The 20,984-nt window shown below is 68.8% G+C and carries 20 protein-coding genes and 1 pseudogene; 14 read left to right on the top strand and 7 right to left on the bottom strand.

Annotated features, from left to right (window positions below; genetic code table 11):
• Position 1: 1 nt before the first annotated feature.
• The 5 genes from O1Q03_RS28830 to O1Q03_RS28850 all read left to right on the top strand — a co-directional run bounded on the left by O1Q03_RS28830 (position 2) and on the right by O1Q03_RS28850 (position 4,624).
• Positions 2-937, top strand: coding sequence for a branched-chain amino acid ABC transporter permease (locus O1Q03_RS28830; protein ID WP_269507439.1), 936 nt, complete (start codon positions 2-4; stop codon positions 935-937).
• The gene (locus tag O1Q03_RS28835; RefSeq protein WP_269507440.1) at positions 930-2,171 is read left to right on the top strand and encodes a branched-chain amino acid ABC transporter permease; all 1,242 of its coding nucleotides are present in this window, start codon (positions 930-932) and stop codon (positions 2,169-2,171) included. The genes O1Q03_RS28830 and O1Q03_RS28835 overlap by 8 nt, the downstream gene beginning before the upstream one ends.
• A complete protein-coding gene (locus O1Q03_RS28840) occupies positions 2,168-2,917 on the top strand; it encodes an ABC transporter ATP-binding protein (RefSeq protein WP_269507441.1) in 750 nt (249 codons plus the stop codon). The genes O1Q03_RS28835 and O1Q03_RS28840 overlap by 4 nt, the downstream gene beginning before the upstream one ends.
• Complete coding sequence (locus O1Q03_RS28845) at positions 2,914-3,618, top strand: ABC transporter ATP-binding protein (protein WP_269507442.1); 705 nt, start codon at positions 2,914-2,916, stop codon at positions 3,616-3,618. Before O1Q03_RS28840 ends, O1Q03_RS28845 begins: the two co-directional genes overlap by 4 nt.
• Positions 3,619-3,877: 259 nt before the next feature.
• Positions 3,878-4,624, top strand: a complete 747-nt coding sequence (locus tag O1Q03_RS28850) for a glucose 1-dehydrogenase (RefSeq protein ID WP_269507443.1) — start codon at positions 3,878-3,880, stop codon at positions 4,622-4,624.
• Between the two features lie 22 nt (positions 4,625-4,646).
• Here O1Q03_RS28850 and O1Q03_RS28855 read toward each other — a convergent pair whose 3' ends face one another.
• The 6 genes from O1Q03_RS28855 to O1Q03_RS28880 all read right to left on the bottom strand — a co-directional run bounded on the left by O1Q03_RS28855 (position 4,647) and on the right by O1Q03_RS28880 (position 11,310).
• Positions 4,647-5,141 (bottom strand): heme-degrading domain-containing protein, encoded by a 495-nt coding sequence (locus tag O1Q03_RS28855; protein WP_269507444.1) that lies wholly within the window; start codon positions 5,139-5,141, stop codon positions 4,647-4,649.
• A gap of 105 nt (positions 5,142-5,246) precedes the next feature.
• Positions 5,247-6,065, bottom strand: a complete 819-nt coding sequence (gene iolB / locus O1Q03_RS28860; protein ID WP_269507445.1) for a 5-deoxy-glucuronate isomerase — start codon at positions 6,063-6,065, stop codon at positions 5,247-5,249.
• 47 nt (positions 6,066-6,112) lie between these two features.
• The gene (gene iolE / locus O1Q03_RS28865; RefSeq protein WP_269507446.1) at positions 6,113-7,042 is read right to left on the bottom strand and encodes a myo-inosose-2 dehydratase; all 930 of its coding nucleotides are present in this window, start codon (positions 7,040-7,042) and stop codon (positions 6,113-6,115) included.
• 61 nt (positions 7,043-7,103) lie between these two features.
• On the bottom strand, positions 7,104-8,987 hold the full coding sequence (iolD, locus tag O1Q03_RS28870; RefSeq protein WP_269507447.1) for a 3D-(3,5/4)-trihydroxycyclohexane-1,2-dione acylhydrolase (decyclizing): 1,884 nt from the start codon (positions 8,985-8,987) through the stop codon (positions 7,104-7,106).
• Positions 8,988-9,033: 46 nt separating this feature from the next.
• Positions 9,034-10,989 (bottom strand): bifunctional 5-dehydro-2-deoxygluconokinase/5-dehydro-2-deoxyphosphogluconate aldolase, encoded by a 1,956-nt coding sequence (locus O1Q03_RS28875; protein WP_269507449.1) that lies wholly within the window; start codon positions 10,987-10,989, stop codon positions 9,034-9,036.
• Between the two features lie 135 nt (positions 10,990-11,124).
• Entirely contained in the window at positions 11,125-11,310 is a 186-nt protein-coding gene (locus tag O1Q03_RS28880) for a hypothetical protein (protein WP_269507450.1), read from the bottom strand.
• Between O1Q03_RS28880 and O1Q03_RS28885 the strand changes: the two genes are divergently transcribed.
• The 8 genes from O1Q03_RS28885 (at position 11,309) to O1Q03_RS28920 (ending at position 20,320) form a co-directional block, all read left to right on the top strand.
• Positions 11,309-12,235 (top strand): sugar ABC transporter substrate-binding protein, encoded by a 927-nt coding sequence (locus O1Q03_RS28885; RefSeq protein WP_269507451.1) that lies wholly within the window; start codon positions 11,309-11,311, stop codon positions 12,233-12,235. The genes O1Q03_RS28880 and O1Q03_RS28885 overlap by 2 nt on opposite strands.
• Before the next feature lie 67 nt (positions 12,236-12,302).
• Positions 12,303-13,877, top strand: coding sequence for a sugar ABC transporter ATP-binding protein (locus tag O1Q03_RS28890; RefSeq protein WP_269507452.1), 1,575 nt, complete (start codon positions 12,303-12,305; stop codon positions 13,875-13,877).
• Between the two features lie 26 nt (positions 13,878-13,903).
• A complete protein-coding gene (locus O1Q03_RS28895; protein ID WP_269507453.1) occupies positions 13,904-14,929 on the top strand; it encodes an ABC transporter permease in 1,026 nt (341 codons plus the stop codon).
• A 41-nt stretch (positions 14,930-14,970) separates the two neighbouring features.
• Positions 14,971-15,882 (top strand): sugar phosphate isomerase/epimerase family protein, encoded by a 912-nt coding sequence (locus tag O1Q03_RS28900; RefSeq protein ID WP_269507454.1) that lies wholly within the window; start codon positions 14,971-14,973, stop codon positions 15,880-15,882.
• Positions 15,883-15,955: 73 nt separating this feature from the next.
• The gene (locus O1Q03_RS28905) at positions 15,956-16,969 is read left to right on the top strand and encodes a Gfo/Idh/MocA family protein (protein WP_269507455.1); all 1,014 of its coding nucleotides are present in this window, start codon (positions 15,956-15,958) and stop codon (positions 16,967-16,969) included.
• Positions 16,970-17,008: 39 nt separating this feature from the next.
• Positions 17,009-17,935, top strand: a complete 927-nt coding sequence (locus O1Q03_RS28910) for a TIM barrel protein (protein ID WP_269507456.1) — start codon at positions 17,009-17,011, stop codon at positions 17,933-17,935.
• 55 nt (positions 17,936-17,990) lie between these two features.
• The gene (locus O1Q03_RS28915) at positions 17,991-19,163 is read left to right on the top strand and encodes a Gfo/Idh/MocA family protein (protein WP_269507457.1); all 1,173 of its coding nucleotides are present in this window, start codon (positions 17,991-17,993) and stop codon (positions 19,161-19,163) included.
• A gap of 272 nt (positions 19,164-19,435) precedes the next feature.
• Positions 19,436-20,320 (top strand): MurR/RpiR family transcriptional regulator, encoded by an 885-nt coding sequence (locus O1Q03_RS28920; RefSeq protein ID WP_269507458.1) that lies wholly within the window; start codon positions 19,436-19,438, stop codon positions 20,318-20,320.
• A gap of 5 nt (positions 20,321-20,325) precedes the next feature.
• On the opposite strand, the pseudogene O1Q03_RS28925 reads toward O1Q03_RS28920, so the two are convergent.
• A pseudogene (locus O1Q03_RS28925) lies at positions 20,326-20,493 on the bottom strand (aldehyde dehydrogenase family protein); the annotation flags it as partial.
• A 107-nt stretch (positions 20,494-20,600) separates the two neighbouring features.
• Between O1Q03_RS28925 and O1Q03_RS28930 the strand changes: the two are divergent.
• Positions 20,601-20,828: a sulfurtransferase TusA family protein gene (locus tag O1Q03_RS28930; RefSeq protein ID WP_006753156.1), complete on the top strand. Its 228-nt coding sequence runs from the start codon at positions 20,601-20,603 to the stop codon at positions 20,826-20,828.
• Positions 20,829-20,984: the final 156 nt, after the last annotated feature.

Here is a 20,984-nt window from a genome sequence, read left to right on the forward strand (position 1 = left end):
GGTGCACGCGTTCGCGCTCCAGGCCTTCAACGGCCTCAGTTACGGGTTGCTGCTGTTCATGCTGTCGGCGGGCCTCACGCTGATCTTCAGCGTGCAGGGCGTGCTCAACTTCGCGCATGCGAGCTTCTACATGCTCGGCGCGTACGTCGGCTACAGCATCGCGGCGCGGGCGGGCTTCTGGCCCGCGCTCGTGCTCGCGCCGCTCGCGGTCGGGCTGCTCGGCGCCGGCTGCGAGCGCACGCTGCTGCGCCGTGTCCAGGCCCGCGGGCACACGAGCGAGCTGCTGCTGACCTTCGGGCTCGCGTACCTGATCGGCGAAGGCGCGAAACTGCTGTGGGGCCTCGCGCCGCTGCCGGCGCCGGTGCCGCCGCTGTTCGACGGCGCGCCCGTGACCGTGTTCGGCCTCGCGCTGCCGCGTTACCGGCTGTTCATGATGGCGATGTCCACGGCGATGCTGATCGCGCTCGGCGCATTGCTGCGCGCGTCGCGCATCGGGCTCGTCGTGCGCGCCGCGCTCACGCATCGCAACGCCGTCGAGGCGCTCGGCTACGACGTGCCGCGCGTGATGACGGGCCTGTTTGGCGCCGGCACCGCGCTCGCGGCGCTGGCCGGCGTGATCGGCGCGCCGCTCGCGGTGATCGAGCCGGCGCTGGCCGAGACGGTCGGCTCGGTGGTGTTCGCGGTCGTCGTGATCGGCGGGCTCGGTTCGCTCGGCGGCGCGTTCGTCGCATCGCTCGCGGTCGGTTTCGCGCAGACCTTCGCGGCGTCCAGCGACACGCCGCTGCGCGCGCTCGCGCAAGCGGCGGGCGTCGCGCAGCCCGACAGCGTGGCGGCCGTGTCGATCGCACAGCTCGCGCCGCTGGTGCCGTATCTGCTGCTCGTCGCGGTGCTGGTCGCGCGGCCGCGCGGATTGTTCGGCGAGCGTGTCGATGGCTAGCCGCGCGCGCGCCGGCGCGCTGCGCTGGCTGACGTTCGCCGCGTGCGTGATGCTGCCCGCGTGGCTGTGGCCGCACGGCGCGATGCTCGGCTATCTCGCGCAGACGGCCGCACTCGTCGTGCTCGCGCTGTCGTACAACCTGCAGCTCGGCACGACCGGGCTGCTGTCGTTCGGCCATGCGGCGTTCGCGGGCCTCGGCGCGTTCGCGGCCGCGCACTGGTTCAATCGTTTCGGCGGCCCGTTGCCGCTGCTGCCGCTCGTCGGCGGCGTGGCCGGCGCGGGCTTCGGGTGCGTCGCGGGGCTGCTCGCGACCCGCCGCGCGGGCACCGTATTCGCGATGATCACGCTCGGTCTCGGCGAATGCGTCGCGGCTGCCGCGTGGAGCGTACCCGCATGGTTCGGCGGTCTCGGCGGCGTGCCGATCGACCGCGCGAGCGGCACGCCGTGGGGCAGCTGGCATTTCGGCGCGCCGCTGCAGGCCTATACGGTGATCGGCGCGTGGTGCATCGCGTCGGCAATCGCGATGCATGCGCTGACGCGCACGCCGCTCGCGCGGCTCGCGAACGCGGTGCGCGACAACCCCGCACGCGTCGCCGCACTCGGCACCGAGCCGCGCCGCGTGCGGCTCGCGATGGTCACCTGCGCGTCGTTCTTCGCGGGCATCGCCGGCACGCTGACGCTGATCGACGTCGAAATCGCGACGCAGGACAGCGTGTCGATGGCGCGCTCGGCGACCGTGCTGATCGCCGCGGTGATCGGCGGCACCGGCGCGTTCTTCGGGCCGGCGGCCGGCGCGGCCGTGCTGACCGCGCTGAGCATCGTCGTCGCGGGCGTCTCGCGTGCGTGGGCGCTGTATCTCGGCGTGCTGTTCGTCGCGGTCGTCGTCGCCGCGCCGCGCGGGCTTGCGGGGATCGCGCAGGATGTCGCGCACGCGTTGCGCCGCGACGCGCCGGCCGCCGAACGTTGGCGCATGGTGTGCGGCGTCGGCGCGTGCGTGTTCTGGGCCGCCGCGATCGTCTGCGCGGCCGAGCTGGGCTATGCGTGGCGCTTCGCGCAGGACGACGGTGCCGCCGGCATCGCGTTCGGCGCGTGGGGCATCGACGCCGATGGGCCGGCCGGCTGGGCCGTCGCGTGTTCGGCGGCGGGCATCGGCGCGCTGCTGTGGGGCTGGCGCGCACGGCTCGCGAACGGCGGCGCCGACGCGCGGCGCGGCACGCGGGAGGACCGGCGATGAACGGCGACGCGATCGCGCTCCACGGCATCGTGCAGCGCTTCGGTGCGCAGACGGTGCTCGACGGCGTCGATCTGAGCGTCTCGGCCGGCGAGCGCCATGCGCTGATCGGACCGAACGGCGCGGGCAAGTCGACGCTGTTCGGCGTGATCGCCGGCGCGACGCGGCCGACGCGCGGGCGCGTAGTGCTGCACGGCGTCGAGCTGCGCGGGCGCGGGCCGGTCGCGGCCAGCCGCCTCGGCATCGGCCGCAGTTTCCAGCAGACGAGCGCGTTCGCGCGGCTGAGCGTGTTCGACAACCTGCGCTGCGCCGCGCTGCATGCGCCGGCCGAGCGGCGGCGCTGGTGGAACCGGCTGCGCGAATCGGCGTCGGTCGATCTCGCGGCCGCGCGCGTGCTGCACGACATCGGCCTCGATGCGCGGCGCGCCACGCTTGCCGGCGAGCTCGGCTATGCGGAACAGCGCGCGCTCGATCTCGGTATCGCGCTCGCCAGCGGCGCGCGCACGCTGCTGCTCGACGAGCCGACGGCCGGCATGAACCGCGAACAGGCAGCGCGGATGATCGCGCTGATCCGCGCGACGACGCAGGGCCGCACGGTGCTGATGATCGAGCACGACATGGACGCGGTGTTCGGTTTCGCCGAGCGCATCACCGTGCTCGTGCGCGGCACGGTGGTCGCGACCGGCGCGCCCGACGCGATCCGCGCGGATCCGGCCGTGCGTCGTGCGTATCTCGGGGAGCACGCATGAGCGCGCTGCTCGATATTCGTGGGCTGCGCGCGTGGTACGGGATGCAGCCCGTGCTCGACGGTGTCGATCTCGCGCTCGCGCCCGGCGAAACGCTCGCGCTGCTCGGCCGCAACGGCTCCGGACGCTCGACGCTCGCGAAGGCCGTGATGGGGCTTGTGCGGACGGCGGGCTCGGTGCGCATCGCCGGGGTCGAATGCGCTGGTGCGCGTACGTTCGAGATTGCGCGGCGCGGCGTCGCTTATGTGGCCGAAAGCCGCGACGTCTTTCCGCTGCTGAGCGTGCGCGACAACCTGCGGCTCGGCTTGCGCGGCACGAACGGCGCGGCCGGGCGCGCCGCGCTCGAACGGTTGCTCGCGCGGTTCCCGCTGCTGGCCGCGCGTGCGGACGTGAAGGCCGGCCGCCTGTCGGGCGGCGAACAGCAGGTGCTCGCGCTGGTGCGCGCGCTCGCCGGCCGGCCGCGCGTGCTGATCGTCGACGAACCGGCGGAAGGGCTCGCGCCGCTCGCCGTCCACGAGGTCGGCGCATGCCTCGCCGCGTTGCAGGCCGACGGCGTCGCGATCCTGCTGATCGAGCAGCGGCTGCAGCTCGCGCCGCGGCTCGCGCGGCGCGTCGCCGTGATGGGGCGCGGACGGATCGTCTACGACGGCGCGCTCGACGGGCTCGGCAGCGACGTCGTCGGTGCGTGGTTGAGCGCCGGCTGAGCGCTCATCGAGCGCCCACCGAATGCCCACCGAATGCCCACCGAATGCCCACCGAATGCCCACCGAATGCCCACTTAGTGCCGGCAGCGCGTCGCCCGCCGATTGTTCGGCAGATCCCGCCAGTCAATTCGTGTCGAGCCGCTTTATCGCCGCGCGACGAACCGCCAAGATTGGCAGCATGGCCGGTTCGTCGCGAAGGCGGCAATCAGGCGGCAACCGGCGCCCATCCATCGAAGGTGTTCGACTGAGGAATGAGATCATGAGCAAGCTGGCAAACAAGGTAGCGATCGTCACGGGTGCATCGAAGGGTATCGGCGCGGCGATCGCCCGCGCGCTGGCCGCCGAAGGCGCGTCGGTCGTCGTCAACTACGCGAGCAGCAAGGCCGGTGCCGATGCGGTCGTGAGCGCGATCGTCGAGGCGGGCGGCCGGGCCGTCGCGGTCGGCGGCGACGTGTCGAAGGCGGCGGACGCGCAGCGCATCGTCGACACCGCGATCGACACCTATGGCCGTCTCGACGTGCTGGTCAACAATTCCGGCGTGTACGAATTCGCGCCGATCGACGCGATCACCGAAGAACACTATCGCCGGCAGTTCGACACGAACGTGTTCGGCGTGCTGCTGACGACGCAGGCCGCCGTCAAGCATCTCGGCGAAGGGGCGAGCATCATCAACATCAGCTCGGTCGTGACGAGCATCACGCCGCCCGCGAGCGCCGTGTACAGCGGCACCAAGGGCGCCGTCGACGCGATCACCGGCGTGCTCGCGCTCGAACTCGGCCCGCGCAAGATTCGCGTGAACGCGATCAACCCGGGCATGATCGTGACCGAAGGCACGCACAGCGCGGGCATCATCGGTTCGGATCTCGACAAGCAGGTGCGCAGCGAGACGCCGCTCGGCCGCCTCGGCGAGCCGGACGACATCGCGTCGATCGCCGTGTTCCTCGCATCCGACGATGCGCGCTGGCTGACCGGCGAGCGCGTCGTCGCGAGCGGCGGGCTGCGCTGATCGGGTCAGTCGGCGTGTGCGCCTACGCGCTCATCGCCAGCGCATTCGCACCGACGTGCCACCGCAGGCATTCGACGACGAGCGCGTGATTGGCTTCCGAGCCGAGCCCCGCGATCGTCATCGCGCCGACGATTCCGCCACCGGCGAGCCGCAACGGCACGCCGCCGCCGTCGAGCGCGTAGTCGTCGTCCGACAGGCCGTGCGACCGCAGCGACCAGCCGGCACGCCGAAAGCACGCGCCGACCGCGAGCGAACTCTGGCCGAACCGCAGCACCGTGTTCTGCCGGCGGCGGATCGCATCGCTGTCGTGCGCGCCGCTGCCGTCGAGCGCGCAGTAGAACAGCGGTGCGTGCCCGCCGACGATACTGACCGCGATCGGCAGCCCGCGTCTCGACGCGAGGTTGACCGCGATTTCTCCGATTCGGCGCGCGACGGCTGCATTGAAGTGCGGCAGCGCCGGGTCCGACGCATCGTCGTCGAAGGCGTGGGGTTCGAGGCGAAAGAGGGGCGTCACCATGGCGGCTCCTAGCGTTGCCGGCTCTGTACGCGCGTGCCGGGCGTCGCATCGTCACGGGCCGCGCGCGGGCCCGTCTTCCATTCAGTGCTTCGGCATTTCAGCGCTTCAGCGTGTCGGCGCCGCATCGAGCATCCACTCGTGCGCGGGATCGTTCTTGAACGCCCACGCGCGGCTCGGGCCGGCCATCACGTTCAGGTAGTACAGGTTGTAGCCGTGAGGAGCTACCACCGGGTGATAGCCGCGCGGCACCATCACGACGTCGTGGTTCTCGACCGCACACGCTTCGTCGAGGCTGCGGTCGTCGGTGTACACGCGCTGGAACGCGAAGCCCTGCGGCGGATCGATCCGGTGGTAATAGGTTTCCTCGAGCGAGGTTTCGTCGGGCGCCGCGTCGCGGTCGTGCTTGTGCGGCGGATAGCTGCTCGAATGGCTCGCGGGCGTCACCACTTCGACGACGAGCAGCCGGTCGGCCGCCGGGTTGTCGCCCATCAGGATGTCGCATACGTAGCGCGTGTTCGTGCCTTGCCCGCGTACCGCGCGGCGCATCCGCTCGCCGTCGAGGCGCTGCACGCGCTTGTCGCCGCTCACGTACGGCGCGCTGCACAGCGCGACTTCCGCATCGCGCGTCGCGACGAGCGTGACGGTCTTGCCGCCGGGCACGTACAGCGCGTCGGGCGACACCTCTTCGAATACGCTGTCGCGCTTGCCGAGCGCGTCGTAGGTCTCGCCGTCGACCTCGGCGCGCACCGTGCCCGTCAGTACGACCACACACAACTCGCGCGTGCCGGTCTCGACCGTTTCGGCGTCACCGGCCTTCAGGCGCAGCGCGCGAAAGCCGACATGCTTCCAGCCGGCCGACTCCGGCGTGACGTTGCAGATTTCGCGCTCGGGCGATGCCTTGACCAGCAGGGGAGATATCGTCATGGAATGAGGTTCCTCGATGAGATGACGGCGCTCGAGCACTCAAGCACTCAAGCACTCAACCGGTCGACGATCGCGCGCAGCGCGTCGTAACCCTTCTTCGCATACTGATAGCTCGGCGCGACGGCCGGATCCTGCTCGGCCTCGACGACGAGCCAGCCTTCGTAGCCGGCGTCCTTCAGCGTGCGCAGCGTCGCTTCGTAATCGAGCGCGCCGTCGCCCGGCACCGTGAACGTGCCGTTGATCACGCCGTTCAGGAAGCTCCAGCCGCCGTTGCGCGCCTGCGTGACGACCTGCGGACGCACGTCCTTGCAGTGCACGTGCACGACGCGCGCCACGTGCTTCTTCAGCAGCGCGACGGGATCGGCCGCGCCGCCGAAATACGCGTGGCCGGTGTCGAACAGCAGGAACACCTTCGAGGGATCGGTCAGCGCCATCAGCCGGTCGACGTCGTCCGGCGATTCGACGTACGCGCCCATGTGGTGATGGTAGGCGAGCTTGATGCCGTACGTGTCGAGCAGATGCGCGCCGAACGCGTTCAGGCGTGCCGCGTAGCGCCGCCAGGCGTCGTCGTCGACGAAGCGCGGCCGCTTCGCGACCGGCGTGTCGATGCTGCCCTGGATCGTGCCCGCGCATTCGCCGTACACGACCACCTTCACGTCGTTGTATTGCAGCTTCGTCAGGTGCGCGCGGCAGCGTTCGATCTCGGCGGCGAGCGCATCGTCGTCGCTCATCCCCGGTTCGACTTCCGCCAGGAATCCCGAATACCAGCCCGACACGCACACGAGCCCGAATTCCGCGAGCTTCGCCTTCAGCTCGGGGCCCGTCTTCGGAAACTTGTTGCCGAGCTCGAAGCCCGCATAGCCGATTTCGGCGCCTTCCTTCAGCGCCGTCTCGAGCGGCGTCTCGCCGCCGAGCGACGGCAGGTCGTCGTTCATCCACGACAGGGGATTGATACCGATGCGAACGTTCCAGCTCATGACGTGCGTCCTTGGTTCGAATGTTGTTTTACCGGTGCGGCAGAGGGACAGCGCCCGCGCATCAGCGCCGCTGCCGGGTTTTTTCGTCGAGATACGTCCGGTGCGCGCGTTCGACGTCCGCGCGTTCAGATACCTGCGGCACCGCGACTTCCCACCATGCGCCGCCGTCCTCCGTCGTGCGCTCGTGCGTCGTGTCGATCACGAGCACCTGGCTCGTGTTCGCCGCACGCGCGCGTTTCATCTCGCTGCGTAGCTCGCCGACGTCGCGCACATGCACGGCTTCGGCGCCCATCGCGCGCGCATGCATCGCGAAGTCGATCGTCGAGCGTTCGCCGCCTTCGGGCACGCAGTCGTCGAGCATGTTGTTGAAGCTCGCGCCGCCGCAATTGAGTTGCAGCCGCTCGATGCAGCCGTAGCCGCGGTTGTCGAGGATCACGACGATGATCTTGCGGCCGAGCATCACGGAGGTCGCGAGTTCGGCGTTGAGCATCATGTACGAGCCGTCGCCGACGATCACGATCACTTCGCGCTCGGGCCGCGCGAGCTTCGCGCCGAGGCCGCCCGCGACTTCGTAGCCCATGCACGAGTACGCATAGTCCATGTGATAGTTGCCCGGCACGCCGCTGCGCCACAGCTTGTGCAGCTCCGCCGGCAGCGTGCCGGCCGCGCACACGACGAGATCGTCGCGCGCGCTGTCGCGCCCCGCGTCGGCCGCGGAGTCGCGCACCGCGCCGATCACTTCCGCGTCGTACGGCAGCGTGTTCTTCGGAATCCGTGTGGTCAGATCCGTCACGCGTGCATGCCACGCGGCGGCCTGATCGCGGTTCGCGGCCGTCCAAGCCGGGTCCGCATGCCAGCCGGAGAGCGCGGCCGACAACTGGCCGAGGCCCGTGCGCGCATCGGCGATCAATTGCCTGCCGCGCTTCTTGCCCGCGTCGAACGGCTGCACGTTCAGGCTCAGCAGCGTCGCGTCGCGATAGAGCGCATGCGAGCCGGTCGTGAAATCCTGCAGCCGCGTGCCGACCGCGAACACGACGTCGGCTTGCGCGGCCGCGCGGTTCGCGGCGGGCGAACCCGTCACGCCGATCGACCCGAGGTTCAGCGGGTGGTCCCACGCGAGGCTGCCCTTGCCGGCCTGCGATTCGGCGACCGGCACGCCGTGCATGTCGGCGAATGCGCGCAGCGCGTCCCATGCCTGGCTGTACAGCACGCCGCCGCCCGCGACGATCAGCGGCTTCTTCGCGGCCTTCAGCACGTCGAGCGCATCGGCGAGCTCGAGCGCGTCGGCCGGCGGCCGGCGCATCCGGATCACCGGCGGCGCGAAGAAATCCTCGGGCCAGTCGTACGCGAAGGTCTGCACGTCCTGCGGCAGCGCGAGGCACACGGGCCCGCACTGCGCGGGATCGGTCATCACCTGGATCGCGCGCGGCAGCGCGACGAGCAACTGCTCGGGCGACGTGATCCGGTCGAAATAGCGCGTCACGGGCCGGAAGCAGTCGTTCGCGCTGACGTCGCCCTGTTCGAAATCCTCGACCTGCTGCAGCACCGGGTCGGGCAGCCGCGACACGAACACGTCGCCGGGCAGCAGCAGCAGCGGCAGCCGGCCGACGTGCGCGAGCGCGGCGGAGGTCAGCATGTTGGTCGCGCCGGGGCCGATGCTCGACGTCGCGGCCATCATCCGCTGGCGGAAGTTGGCCTTCGCGAACGCGACGGCCGCGTTCGCCATCCCTTGCTCGTTGTGCGCACGGAACGTCGGCAGCCGGTCCTTCTCGGCGTGCAGCGCCTCGCCGAGCCCGGCCACGTTGCCGTGGCCGAAGATCGCGAACACGCCGCCGCAGTACGGCAGGATTTCGGTGCGGCCGTCCGGCTGGACGACTTCGGCGCGCAGGGCGGCCAGGTAGCGCACGAGCGCCTGGCTGACGGTCAGTCTCACGGTGGTGGTCATCGTCTGTCGATAGAAAGAAGTCGGGTGGTCGTCACGAACACGGGCATCAGGCCGCGGCGGCGCGCGTGGTGGCCCGGCGGCCGAGCCACGCGTCGACCAGCTGCGCGAAATTGCCGGCCACTTCGTCGATCAGCGCCTGGTCGTCGATCCGGCCGGCGAGCCAGTTCAGCGACGCATCGGCCCACAGCGTGCGCCCGACCATGAAGCCCTTGACGATCGGGTTGGCCGCCGAGCGGAAGCTGTCGACGAGGTATTGCAGCGGCTGGTTGAGCCCGAGGATCACCGCGCCGCGGCAGTGCGGATCGCGCTCGGCCACGAGCGTTTCGAGCCGTGCCCAGCCGTCGGCGCTCATCGGCGCGAGCTTCCACCATTCGGGCTTCACGCCGAGGTTGTAGAAGCGCGCGACCGTGCGCAGCACCGCGTCGTCCTCGGTGCCGGCCGGCGTGACCGCGCGCGGCGGAATGATTTCCAGCAGCAACTCGTTGCCGCTCTCGCGTGTTGCTTCCCACAGCTCCAGCACGCGCTGCTCCTGCGCGACGCGCAGGTCGACGTCGTCGTCTGGGTGGTAGTGGACGAGGCACTTCACGACCTGCTCGGTCGGCCAGTGCGTGAGCGCCGAGCCGACCGAGCGCGTGTCGTCGAAACACAGCGGCCGCGAGCCGGGCAGCTCGACCGGCCGGCCGACCCACCAGCCGCGCCCGGTCGCCGACGCGAGCGCGTCGCTGCCGTACGCGCCGCCGTCGATCAGCACGCCGACGTGCCCTTCGATCCGGCGCTCGCGCTCGACCTGCTCGGCCGCGCGCACGAGCAGGCGCTTGAGCGTCTTGATCCGCGCTTCGTCCGCGCCGGCCTGCACCGCGAGCTCGTAGAACTGGCTGCGATGGTCGAACGCCATCACGCACAGGTCGTCCCATTCGCGGCGCGGCACCGTCACGCGATGCAGATGCGCGAGCGTGCGATCGGCGTCCACCTGCGGATTGCGGCTGCCGCCGAACCAGTGGGCAAGCTCGTCCGGCGTCGGCATCGCGGCCGAGCATGCGTGACGCGACACGACGATCGCGCCGCACGCATTCGCGATGCGCGTCGCTTCCGCCCAGTCGCGCCCGCGCAGCAGCCCGGACAGCAGGCCCGACAGGAACGCGTCGCCCGCGCCGAGCACGTTCAGCACTTCGACGCGCTCGCCGTGGAAGGTCGGCGCATCGTCGATGCGCGCCGGGATGTCGCCGTCGATCACGCAGCAGCCGAGCGCGCCGCGCTTGACCACCAGCACCGCGCTGCTCGCGCCGCGCACCGCGTGCAGCGATGCGATCAGATCGTGCGGCACGCCGCCCGCGATCAGGAATTCCTCTTCGGTGCCGACCAGCAGGTCGAATTCGCCGAGCACCTGCTGCAACTGCCGCGTGACCTGCGCATCCGGCACATAGCGGTTCTCGCCGGCGCCGCGCGCGGTCAGCCCCCACAGCACGGGCCGGTAGTCGATGTCGAGGATCCGCACGACGCCGTGGCGGCGCGCATACGCGAGTGCCGTCAGCGACGCTTCGCGCGTGGCGGGCGTCGACAGATGGGTGCCGGTGATCGCGAGCGCGCGGCAGCCGGCGATGAAGTCCTCGCGGATCTCGTCGGCACGCACGGCCATGTCCGCGCAGTTCTCGCGCACGAACAGCAGCGGGAACGTATCGCGGTCCTTCAGCCCGAGCAGCACCAGCGCGGTCAGGCGTTCCGGGTCGGTCTGCAGCTGGCTCGTGTCGCAGCCTTCGCGCTCGAGCGTCTCGCGCACGAAGCGGCCCATCTGCTCGTCGCCGACGCGCGAAATCATCGCGGTCTTCAGCCCGAGCCGGGCGACGCCGAACGCGACGTTGCCCGACGAGCCGCCGAGATACATCTGGAAGCTGCGCGCGTCCTCCAGGCGGCTGCCGTACTGCTGCGCGTAGAGATCCACGGCGACGCGGCCGAGGCAGGCGAGATCGATGGGGCGGTCAGGCGGAAAGTTCAACGGGCTCATATCACGTATCACGCTCGCGGCCGGCATGGCGACCCTGCCGGCAGATTAGAGGACCGATCCGGCGACGGTGCTGCGTCACCTGCGCGGCGTGGCGCGGGAGCGCCTGCCGCAACGAGTCGGGCTACGGAACGGAGTCTAGACTTTTTGGAAATCCAGTTCCCTAGGTGAAATCACGTAGAAATAAATTTCCAAATTGTCGAGGAAGTGATCTACAGTTTCATCCGGATGCTTCAGTCCCGATCGGACCAGATCGGACTGGGCGCCGGCGGCGCGCAACGCGCCGTGTTCCGCCCCCCGGAGATGAGGAGACAGAGTGATCATGAAGACCAAGCTGATGGCCGCCGCGGCCGCCGCGATCCTGGCGATGCCGCTCGCGCATGCCGAGAAGATCGGCGTGACGATGGCATCGTTCGACGACACGTTCCTGACGATCCTGCGCAACAGCATCGGCGATGCCGCGAAGAAGGACGGCGCGACCGTGCAGATCGAGGACGGCGGCAACGACGTCGGCAAGCAGTTGAGCCAGGTCCAGAACATGATCGCGCAGAAGGTCGACGCGATCATCGTGAATCCGGTCGACACCGACGCGACGCCGAAGATCACCAAGATGGTGACCGCCGCGAAGATCCCGCTCGTCTACGTGAACCGCAAGCCGGTCGATTTCGACAAGCTGCCGGCCGGCGTCGCGGTCGTCGCGTCCGACGAGAAGCAGTCGGGCACGCTGCAGGCGCGCCAGGTGTGCAAGCTGCTCGGCGGCAAGGGCGACCTCCTCGTGCTGATGGGCGAGCTGTCCAACGAATCGGCGCGCGCGCGCACCAAGGACATCGAGGACGTGATCGCGACGAAGGAATGCTCGGGCATGAAGATCGTCGACAAGCGCGAGGGCAAGTGGAGCCGCACGCAGGGCCAGGACATCACGATGAACTGGCTGAGCTCCGGCACGAAGTTCGACGCGATCATCTCGAACAACGACGAAATGGCGATCGGCGCGATCAACGCGCTGAAGGCCGCGCGCAAGCTGACGCCGAAGACGGTCGTCGCCGGCATCGACGCGACGCCGGACGGGCTCGCGGCGATGAAGAGCGGCGACCTGAAGGTGTCCGTGTACCAGAACGCGGCCGGGCAGGGCACGCAGGCCGTCGCGACCGCGCTCAAGCTCGCGAGGAAGCAGCCGGTCGACCGCTACGTGAACGTGCCGTTCGAGCTGGTCACACCCGAGAACATGAACCAGTACGCGAAGCACTGACCGGCTTTTCCGCTGAACTGCGCGGCCCGGCGTGTCCGGGTTCGCGTGCGACTTTCGAGGAACGTCCATGTTTACAGCCAGGATGGCGCGCTCGATGGCCAGCGACGACGCGCCGGCCGCGTCGTTCGCCGCGCCCGGTTCGTCCGGTGCGTCCGTTTCCGATTGCCTGCTCGAGGTGCGCGGCGTCGGCAAGTCGTTTCCAGGCGTCGTCGCGCTCGACGGCGTGCAGTTCCGCGTGCGACGCGGCACCGTTCATGCGCTGATGGGCGAGAACGGCGCGGGCAAGTCCACGTTGATGAAGATCATCGCGGGCGTCTACACGCCCGACCAGGGCGAGATCCTGATCAACGGCGAACCAGTCGTGCTGAACGGCCCGCTCGACGCGCTCGATCGCGGCATCGCGATGATCCATCAGGAACTGAACCTGATGCCGTACATGACGGTCGCGGAGAACATCTGGATCCGCCGCGAACCGAAGAACCGCTTCGGCCTGATCGACCACGCGGAGCTGCGCCGCCGCACCGCCGCGCTGTTCGAGCGGCTGTCGATCGACATCGATCCGGAAGCCGACGTGCGCACGCTGACGGTCGCGAGCCGCCAGATGGTCGAGATCGCGAAGGCCGTGTCGTTCGACTCGGACGTGCTGATCATGGACGAGCCGACTTCCGCGCTGACCGAGAAGGAAGTCACGCACCTGTTCCGGATCATTCGCCAGCTGCGCGAGCAGGGCAAGGGCATCGTCTACATCACGCACAAGATGAACGAGCTGTTCGAGATCGCCGACGAGTTCTCGGTGTTTCGCGACGGCAAGTACATCGGCACGCACGCATCGGCCGACGTCACGCGCGACGACATCATCCGGATGATGGTCGGGCGCGAGATCACGCAGATGTTCCCGAAGGAAGACGTGCCGATCGGCGACGTCGTGCTGGCGGTGAAGAACCTCGGCGTCGAAGGCGTGTTCCGCGACGTGAGCTTCGAGCTGCGCGCGGGCGAGATCTTGGGCGTCGCGGGTCTCGTCGGCTCGGGGCGCTCGAACGTCGCCGAGGCGCTGTTCGGCGTCGTGCCGGCCACGTCGGGCGAGATCCGCATCGACGGCAAGCCGGTGCGGATCGCGACGCCCGCGCAGGCGATGAAGCACGGGATGGCGTTCCTCACCGAGGACCGCAAGGATTCCGGCTGCTTCCTGAATCTCGACCTGCTCGCGAACATGGAAGCGGCGGTGCTGAGCCGCCGCTACGTGAAGTTCAACTTCGTGCAGCACGCGCAGTTGAAGCGCGACTGCGAGGAAATGAGCCGGATGCTGCGCGTGAAGTCGCCCGGGCTGCACGAGGAAATCCAGAACCTGTCGGGCGGCAACCAGCAGAAGGTGCTGATCGGCCGATGGTTGCTCACGCAACCGCGCATCCTGATCCTCGACGAGCCGACGCGCGGCATCGACGTCGGCGCGAAGGCCGAGATCCACCGGCTCGTCAGCGCGCTCGCCGGCAAGGGCGTCGCGGTGCTGATGATTTCTTCCGAAATGCCGGAAGTGCTGGGGATGAGCGATCGCGTGATGGTGATGCACGAAGGGCGCATGACCGGCATCGTCGATCGCAAGGACGCCGACCAGGTCCGCATCATGGATCTCGCGTCGCGCTGAGCCGAAACAAGATTGGAGACAAAGAAATGGGCAACCTGAACCCGGTCGCGGATGCGCAGACCATGACACTCAAGTCGCGGCATGCAAAGTGGCCGCCCGAACTGAGCATCTTCCTCGTGCTGGTCGGCATCAGCCTGTTCTTCGAGATCGTCGGCTGGATCGTCGTCGGCCAGAGCTTCCTGTTCAACGCCGAGCGGCTCGAGATCATCGTGCTGCAGATGGCCGTGATCGGCATCATCGCCGTTGGCGTGAACCTCGTGATCATCACGAGCGGGATCGACCTGTCGTCGGGCTCGGTCGTCGCGGCGGCCGCCGTCGTGTCGGCCAGCCTCGCGCAGGTGTCGGACTTTCCGCGCGCGGTGTTTCCGCACCTCACCGACCTGCCGGTCATCTGGCCGGTGCTCGCCGGCGTGTGCGTCGGGTTGCTGGTGGGCCTGTTGAACGGCTCGCTGATCGCGCTGACCGGCATCCCGCCGTTCATCGCGACGCTCGGCACGATGGTCGCCGCGCGCGGCTTCGCGAAGTGGTTCACCAACGGGATGCCGGTGTCGATGCTGACCGACCCGTTCGCGGCGATCGGCGCAGGGGCGAATCCGGTGATCATCTTCGTGGTGGTGGCGGCGATCTTCCACGTCGTGCTGCGCTACACGCGCTTCGGCAAGTACACGTATGCGATCGGCGCGAACCGCCACGCGGCCGTCGTATCGGGCATCAACGTCACGCGGCACCTGATCTTCGTCTATGCGATCGCGGGCCTCCTGAGCGGGATCGCCGGTACCGTGACGGCCGCGCGTGCGATCTCCGGGCAGTCGGGGATGGGCGTGATGTACGAACTCGATGCGATCGCAGCGGTCGTGATCGGCGGCACGTCGCTGTCGGGCGGCCTCGGCCGCGTGACGGGCACCGTGATCGGCGTGCTGATCCTCGGCGTGATGACGTCGGGCTTCACGTTCATCCGCATCGACGCGTATTACCAGGAGATGGTGAAGGGCGCGATCATCGTCGCGGCCGTGATCGCCGACCAGTATCGCAACAAGAAGTCGCGTCGCTGACGGCCGCGAACCCGCCACTCCGCAAACCGACTGGAAAGAAAATGAAGATCGCTCTGGATCCCTACATGATTCGCCACCTGCCGCTCGACCGGCTGCCGCATGCGGTCGCCGAGCTCGGCTACGACCAGATCGAGCTGTCGCCGCGCAGCGACTTTCTCGACTGGTGGGTGATGCCGCGCGCGACGCGCGAACGCATGGCCGCGTTCCGCCAGGCGATGCGCGCAAGCGGCGTCGGCCTCGCATCGCTGCAGCCGATGTACCGCTGGGCAAGCCCGTTCGACGACGAGCGGCAATGGGCCGTGCGCTGCTGGAAGAAGGCGATCGAGGTCGCGGTCGAGATGGAGTGCCCGCTGATGGTGTCCGAGTTCGGGCGCGGCGCGTCGCCGGAGCGCTCGGTCGGCGAGCGGCCGGGCGCGAACCCGAAGGAGCTGTGCGAGGCCGCGTGGTTCCGCTCGATGGACGAGCTGCTGCCGATCCTCGAGCGCGAGCGCATCGTGCTGTCGGTCGAGCCGCATCCGGAGGACTGGATCGAGCAGCTGCAGCCGGCGATCGACATCGTGACCAATATCGGTTCGCCGTCGCTGAAGCTGTCGTATATCGCGCCGCACACGTTCTACTACGGCGACGACATGGCCGCGATGATCGCGCAGGCCGCGCCGATCCTCGCGCACGTGCGCGTGGCCGACACCTTCGACCACCGCAAGAGCAGCCAGCTGCGCTACATCGTGAACCCGCCCGGCTCGAACCAGATCCGCGTGCACCAGCATCTCGACATCGGGCAGGGCGAGATCGACTGGGACGTGTTTTTCCGCGCGCTCGGCGCCGCCGGCTTCGACGGCGTGATGTCGTCGTGCGTGTTCGCTTGGGAAGACCGCGCGGAAGCGTCGTCGCGCTACATGCGCGACACGATCCAGCGCTACGTCGAGCGCCATTTCGATCGCGCGGCGCGCTGACCCGTTGCACCCGCATTGCTGACCGGCGCGGCGGGGCCGCGCCGTTGACGAACGAAAGAGTGGAGATATCCGGATGACCTTGCAAATCGGCGTGATCGGCTGCGGCGCGATCGGCCAGGACCACATTCGCAGACTGACGCGCACGCTGTCCGGCGCGCGCGTCGTGGCCGTCAACGACATCGATCCGCAACACGCGCGCGACGCGGTGACGAAATCCGGGCTCGGCGCCGAGATCTACGGCGACGGCCATGAAGTGATCGCGGCCGCCGACGTGCAGGCCGTGCTGGTCACGTCGTGGGGGCCGACGCACGAAGCGTTCGTGCTCGACGCGATCGCGCACGGCAAGCCGGTGTTTTGCGAGAAGCCCTTGGCCGTCACGGCCGACGGCTGCATGCGGATCGTCGAGGCCGAAGTCGCGCACGGCAAGCGGCTCGTGCAGGTCGGCTTCATGCGGCCGTACGACGAAGGCTATCGCGCGCTCAAGCGCGTGATCGACAGCGGCCAGATCGGCGCGCCGCTGATGCTGCATTGCGCGCACCGCAACCAGTCGGTCGGCGAGCGCTATACCACCGACATGGCGATCACCGACACGCTGATCCACGAACTCGACGTGCTGCGCTGGCTGCTCGGCGAGGACTATGCGAGCGCGCAGGTCGTCTATCCGAAGAAGACGCGCCATGCGTCCTCGCATCTCGCCGATCCGCAGATCGTGCTGCTCGAAACCGCGAGCGGCGTGCGTATCGACGTCGAGATCTTCGTGAACTGTCAGTACGGCTACGACATCCAGTGCGAGGTGGTCGGCGAGCAGGGCATCGCGAAGCTGCCCGATCCGCCCGCCGTCGGGCTCAAGCATGCGGCGCGGCGCTCGGTCGAGATCATGACCGACTGGAAGGAACGTTTCATCGCGTCGTACGACGTCGAGCTGCAGGCGTTCATCGACGGCGTGCGGCAGGGCGCGCTGACGGGGCCGTCCGCGTGGGACGGCTACGCGGCGGCGGTCGCGGCCGACGCATGCGTGCGGGCACAGCAGAGCGGCGCGGTCGAGCCGATCGCGATGGCCGACCGTCCCGCGTTCTATCAGGGCTGACCCGCGGCCGCCCGCCGCTGACCTACCGGACTGACCGACATGACGATGAAGATTGGCTGCGCGCCCTGCTGCTGGGGCGTCGACGACGTGAAGAACCCGCACCTGCCGCCGTGGCGGCACGTGCTCGCCGAGGCCGCGCAGGCCGGCTACTCGGGCATCGAGCTCGGGCCATACGGCTACATCCCGCTCGAACTCGACGTGGTGAGCACCGAGCTCGACCGCCAGCGCCTGAGCATCACGGCCGGCACGATCTTCGACGATCTCGTATCGCCGGAGAACCTGCCGAACCTGCTGCGCCAGACGCGCGACATCTGCGCGCTGATCACGCAGTTGCCGAAGCTGCCGACGCAGGACGGCCAGCGCTACGCAGCGCCGTACCTGGTCGTGATGGACTGGGGCCACGAGGAACGCGACTACGCGGCCGGCCACGGCGATCGCGCGCCGCGGCTGTCCGACGAGCGCTGGGCACGAATGGTCGACCATATCCGGCAGATCGCGACGATCGCACGCGACGAGTTCGGCGTGCGCGCGGTGATCCATCCGCACGCGGGCGGCTATATCGAGTTCGCGGACGAGATCGACCGGATCGTCGCCGATATTCCGGCCGACACGGCCGGCCTGTGTCTCGACACCGGCCACCTGTACTACTCGGGCATGGACCCCGAAACGTGGTTGCGCCGCCATGCGGCACGGCTCGACTACGTGCATTTCAAGGACATCGACGCAGCCGTGTACGACGCGGTGATGGGCGAGCACATCGCGTTCTTCGCGGCATGCGCGCGCGGCGTGATGTGCCCGATCGGCAATGGCGTGCTCGACTACCCGGTGATCCGCCGCGCGCTCGTCGACATCGGCTACGCCGGCTACATCACGATCGAACAGGAGCGCGATCCGCGCAACGCCGGCACGAGCCTGCGCGATGTCGCGGCGAGCCGCGCGTTTCTCGCATCGGCCGGTTTTGCTTGATCGGCCGTGGGCGCAACCTCTTAACCGCTGAAAACGGACAGGAACACGAACAATCATGATCGACGGACAGATTCTGCTCGGACATTCGATTCCCTGGGGCATGGTCGGCGGCGGGCTCGGCAGCCAGATCGGCTACAGCCACCGGTCGGCGGCGCTGCGCGACGGCAGCTTCCGGCTGGTTGCCGGCGCGTTCGACATCGATGCCGAGCGCGGCCGGCAGTTCGGCGTGAAGCTCGGTGTCGACGCGGACCGCTGCTATCCCGACTACCGGACGATGTTCGAAGCCGAGGCGAGCCGTGCGGACGGAATCCGCGCGGTATCGATCGCGACGCCGAACAACACGCACTTCGAGATCTGCCGCGCCGCGCTGAACGCGGGGCTGCACGTGGTCTGCGAGAAGCCGCTGTGCTTCACGACCGAGGAGGCCGAGGCGCTGCAACGATTGTCGGTCGAGAAGAACCGCATCGTCGGCGTCGCGTACGGTTATTCAGGGCACCAGATGATCGAGCAGGCGCGCGAGATGATCGCGCGTGGCGATCTCGGCGAGATCCGCATCGTGCAGATGCAGTTCGCGCACGGTTTTCACAGCGAAGGCGTCGAAGCCGCGAGCGCAGCCGCGCGCTGGCGCGTCGATCCGAAGTTCGCGGGCCCGAGCTACGTGCTCGGCGACATCGGCACGCATCCGCTGTACATCTCGGAAGTGATGGTGCCGGCGCTGAAGATCAGCCGGCTGATGTGCTCGCGGCAGAGCTTCGTGAAGAGCCGCGCGCCGCTCGAGGACAATGCGTTCACGATCATGGAGTACGACACCGGCGCGATCGGCTACGTGTGGTCGAGCGCGGTGAACGCGGGCTCGATGCACGGGCAGAAGGTGCGCGTGATCGGCTCGAAGGCGAGCGTCGAATGGTGGGACGAGCATCCGAACCAGCTGCGCTACGAGATCCAGGGGCAGCCCGCGCAGGTGCTCGATCGCGGGATGCCGTACCTGCATCCGAACGCAACGCGTGAAGATCGCATCGGCGCCGGGCATCCGGAAGGGCTGTTCGAAGCGTGGTCGAACCTCTATGCGCGTTTCGCGCTCGCGATGGATGCGGCCGATCGCGGCGACACCGAAGCGCTGAAGCAGATTCGCTTCCCCGACATCCATGCGGGCGTCGAGGGCGTGCGCTGGGTCGAGAACTGCGTGCGTTCGGCCGACGCGGGCGGTGTGTGGATCGACTATCGTTGAGCACCGCGGGCCGGCGCGGTGCGGCGCGTCGGTCGCCGGGCGCGGCCTCGGTAGACGCCCCGATCTTTACGGCGTCGCAACGCCGTTGGACAATCGTTTCCAGCAGTGCAGTGGAGCGTGTGCAGGTGATGATCGAGCGCGTGGGAGCGAGCGTGCGGCACGGCCCGTGCCGCAAACGTGATTAAATTCGCCCTTCATGCATGTCCATAGGTGAGCCCCGGGCGCACGCACAGGCGGCGCGCGCATCGGGGCCGTCAACTTCGCGCTATCCGATGAGTTCATCCGAGAAACCTCCCGCCACCGTCGAGGCGTTCCTGCAGCATCTGACGCAGGAATACGACGGCCTCAGCAATCGCCTGAAGGTGATTGCGCGTCACGTGGAAACGCATCGGGACCAGCTTGGGCTGGAAGGCATCCAGTCGCTCGCGGAGGCGTGCGGCGTCCAGCCGTCGGCCGTCGTGCGGTTCGCGAAGCATTTCGGTTTCTCCGGCTTCTCCGAAATGCAGCGGCTGTTCCGCGAAGGGCTCGCGCAGCAGATCGCGCCGGGCCGCGCATACAACCTGCGGCTGCGCGACGTGATCGAATCGGGTTCGTCGAGCCTGCAGCCCGAGCAGATCGCCGACGAATTCATCAAGGGCAGCATTGCCGGGATGCAGCAGTTGCGGCAGACGCTCGATTCGCAGGCGCTTGCGCGGGCCGTCGACCTGCTCGCCGACACGCAGGCGATCTGGATCGCGGGCTCGCGCCGCGCGTTCCCGATCGCCGTCTATCTCGACTACGCGCTGCAGCACACCGACAAGCGCATCGGGCTGTTCAGCGCGCTCGGCAGCATGCATCTCGGGCAGATCCGCTCGGTGCGCGAGGGCGACGTGATGATCGTGATCTCGTTCATGCCGTATGCGGAAGAAACCGTGCAGGTCGCGCAGCAGGCGGTGCAGCGCGGCGCGCGCCTGATCGCGATCACGGACAGCCGGATGAGCCCGCTCGCGCGGGAGGCCGAGGTGACGCTGATGGTGCAGGAGAGCGCGACGTTCGGATTCCGCGCGCTGACCGCGACGATGGGCCTCGCGCAGAGCCTGTTTGTCGCGCTCGCGTACCGGCTCGAGCTGTCGTACCTGCCGACGGCCGACGGCGCACACGGCACGAAGGCCGGCTGACGCGCGTGCGCATCGGCCGGTTCGACCGCTGCGCCGAAGTCCTTTACGCGCACGCGGCCGAGCACCGGCCCGAAGCTCGCTTCGTTGCGGATGCGCATGTCGGGCGTCACGGGATCGAACAGCGTGCCGTCGACGAAGAAGCGCTCCTCGCGGCACCGCCGGCCCAGCCCGCGCGGCCGCGCCGCGCCGCGGCCCGCGCGGGCAGGCGTGCCCGTGCTGCGGTAAAATTGCCGCTTCCTCCCGCGCCCCGTGTGGCGCGTCATTCGAAGGTCGACAGCCGATGCAGATTCACAAGGAAGTGGACGCGCGCGGGCTCAATTGCCCGTTGCCGATCCTGCGCGCCAAGAAAGCGCTCGCCGATATGGAGAGCGGGCAGATCCTCAAGGTGCTTGCGACCGATCCTGGCTCGCAGCGCGATTTCGCCGCGTTCGCGAAGCAGACGGGCAACGAGATCGTCGAAGTGACGACCCAGGACAAGACCTTCGTATTCCTGATGCGCCGCCGCTGACGGCCCGCATCACGCGTCCCCGTGCGGCATCCGGCCGGCTTCGACGCCGGCCGTGCTTCGAAAGCCTCGGCCGCTTCCGACTTCTGACAATTGTTAAACCTTGTCTTGCAACCTGCTGCGTATACTGACGCGGCCGGTCGTCCGCACTCGACGGAC

It is taken from the genome of Burkholderia sp. IMCC1007 (assembly GCF_027257875.1).
Lineage (GTDB): Bacteria > Pseudomonadota > Gammaproteobacteria > Burkholderiales > Burkholderiaceae > Burkholderia.

Bases quoted from the DNA above. Each gene is read 5' to 3' on its own strand.
- O1Q03_RS28835 (WP_269507440.1), top strand. From the start codon at position 930: ATGGCTAGCCGCGCGCGCGCCGGCGCGCTGCGCTGGCTGACGTTCGCC.
- O1Q03_RS28840 (WP_269507441.1), top strand. From the start codon at position 2,168: ATGAACGGCGACGCGATCGCGCTCCACGGCATCGTGCAGCGCTTCGGT.
- O1Q03_RS28845 (WP_269507442.1), top strand. From the start codon at position 2,914: ATGAGCGCGCTGCTCGATATTCGTGGGCTGCGCGCGTGGTACGGGATG.
- O1Q03_RS28850 (WP_269507443.1), top strand. From the start codon at position 3,878: ATGAGCAAGCTGGCAAACAAGGTAGCGATCGTCACGGGTGCATCGAAG.
- O1Q03_RS28855 (WP_269507444.1), bottom strand. From the start codon at position 5,141: ATGGTGACGCCCCTCTTTCGCCTCGAACCCCACGCCTTCGACGACGAT.
- iolB (WP_269507445.1), bottom strand. From the start codon at position 6,065: ATGACGATATCTCCCCTGCTGGTCAAGGCATCGCCCGAGCGCGAAATC.
- iolE (WP_269507446.1), bottom strand. From the start codon at position 7,042: ATGAGCTGGAACGTTCGCATCGGTATCAATCCCCTGTCGTGGATGAAC.
- iolD (WP_269507447.1), bottom strand. From the start codon at position 8,987: ATGACCACCACCGTGAGACTGACCGTCAGCCAGGCGCTCGTGCGCTAC.
- O1Q03_RS28875 (WP_269507449.1), bottom strand. From the start codon at position 10,989: ATGAGCCCGTTGAACTTTCCGCCTGACCGCCCCATCGATCTCGCCTGC.
- O1Q03_RS28885 (WP_269507451.1), top strand. From the start codon at position 11,309: ATGAAGACCAAGCTGATGGCCGCCGCGGCCGCCGCGATCCTGGCGATG.
- O1Q03_RS28880 (WP_269507450.1), bottom strand. From the start codon at position 11,310: ATGATCACTCTGTCTCCTCATCTCCGGGGGGCGGAACACGGCGCGTTG.
- O1Q03_RS28890 (WP_269507452.1), top strand. From the start codon at position 12,303: ATGTTTACAGCCAGGATGGCGCGCTCGATGGCCAGCGACGACGCGCCG.
- O1Q03_RS28895 (WP_269507453.1), top strand. From the start codon at position 13,904: ATGGGCAACCTGAACCCGGTCGCGGATGCGCAGACCATGACACTCAAG.
- O1Q03_RS28900 (WP_269507454.1), top strand. From the start codon at position 14,971: ATGAAGATCGCTCTGGATCCCTACATGATTCGCCACCTGCCGCTCGAC.
- O1Q03_RS28905 (WP_269507455.1), top strand. From the start codon at position 15,956: ATGACCTTGCAAATCGGCGTGATCGGCTGCGGCGCGATCGGCCAGGAC.
- O1Q03_RS28910 (WP_269507456.1), top strand. From the start codon at position 17,009: ATGACGATGAAGATTGGCTGCGCGCCCTGCTGCTGGGGCGTCGACGAC.
- O1Q03_RS28915 (WP_269507457.1), top strand. From the start codon at position 17,991: ATGATCGACGGACAGATTCTGCTCGGACATTCGATTCCCTGGGGCATG.
- O1Q03_RS28920 (WP_269507458.1), top strand. From the start codon at position 19,436: ATGAGTTCATCCGAGAAACCTCCCGCCACCGTCGAGGCGTTCCTGCAG.
- O1Q03_RS28930 (WP_006753156.1), top strand. From the start codon at position 20,601: ATGCAGATTCACAAGGAAGTGGACGCGCGCGGGCTCAATTGCCCGTTG.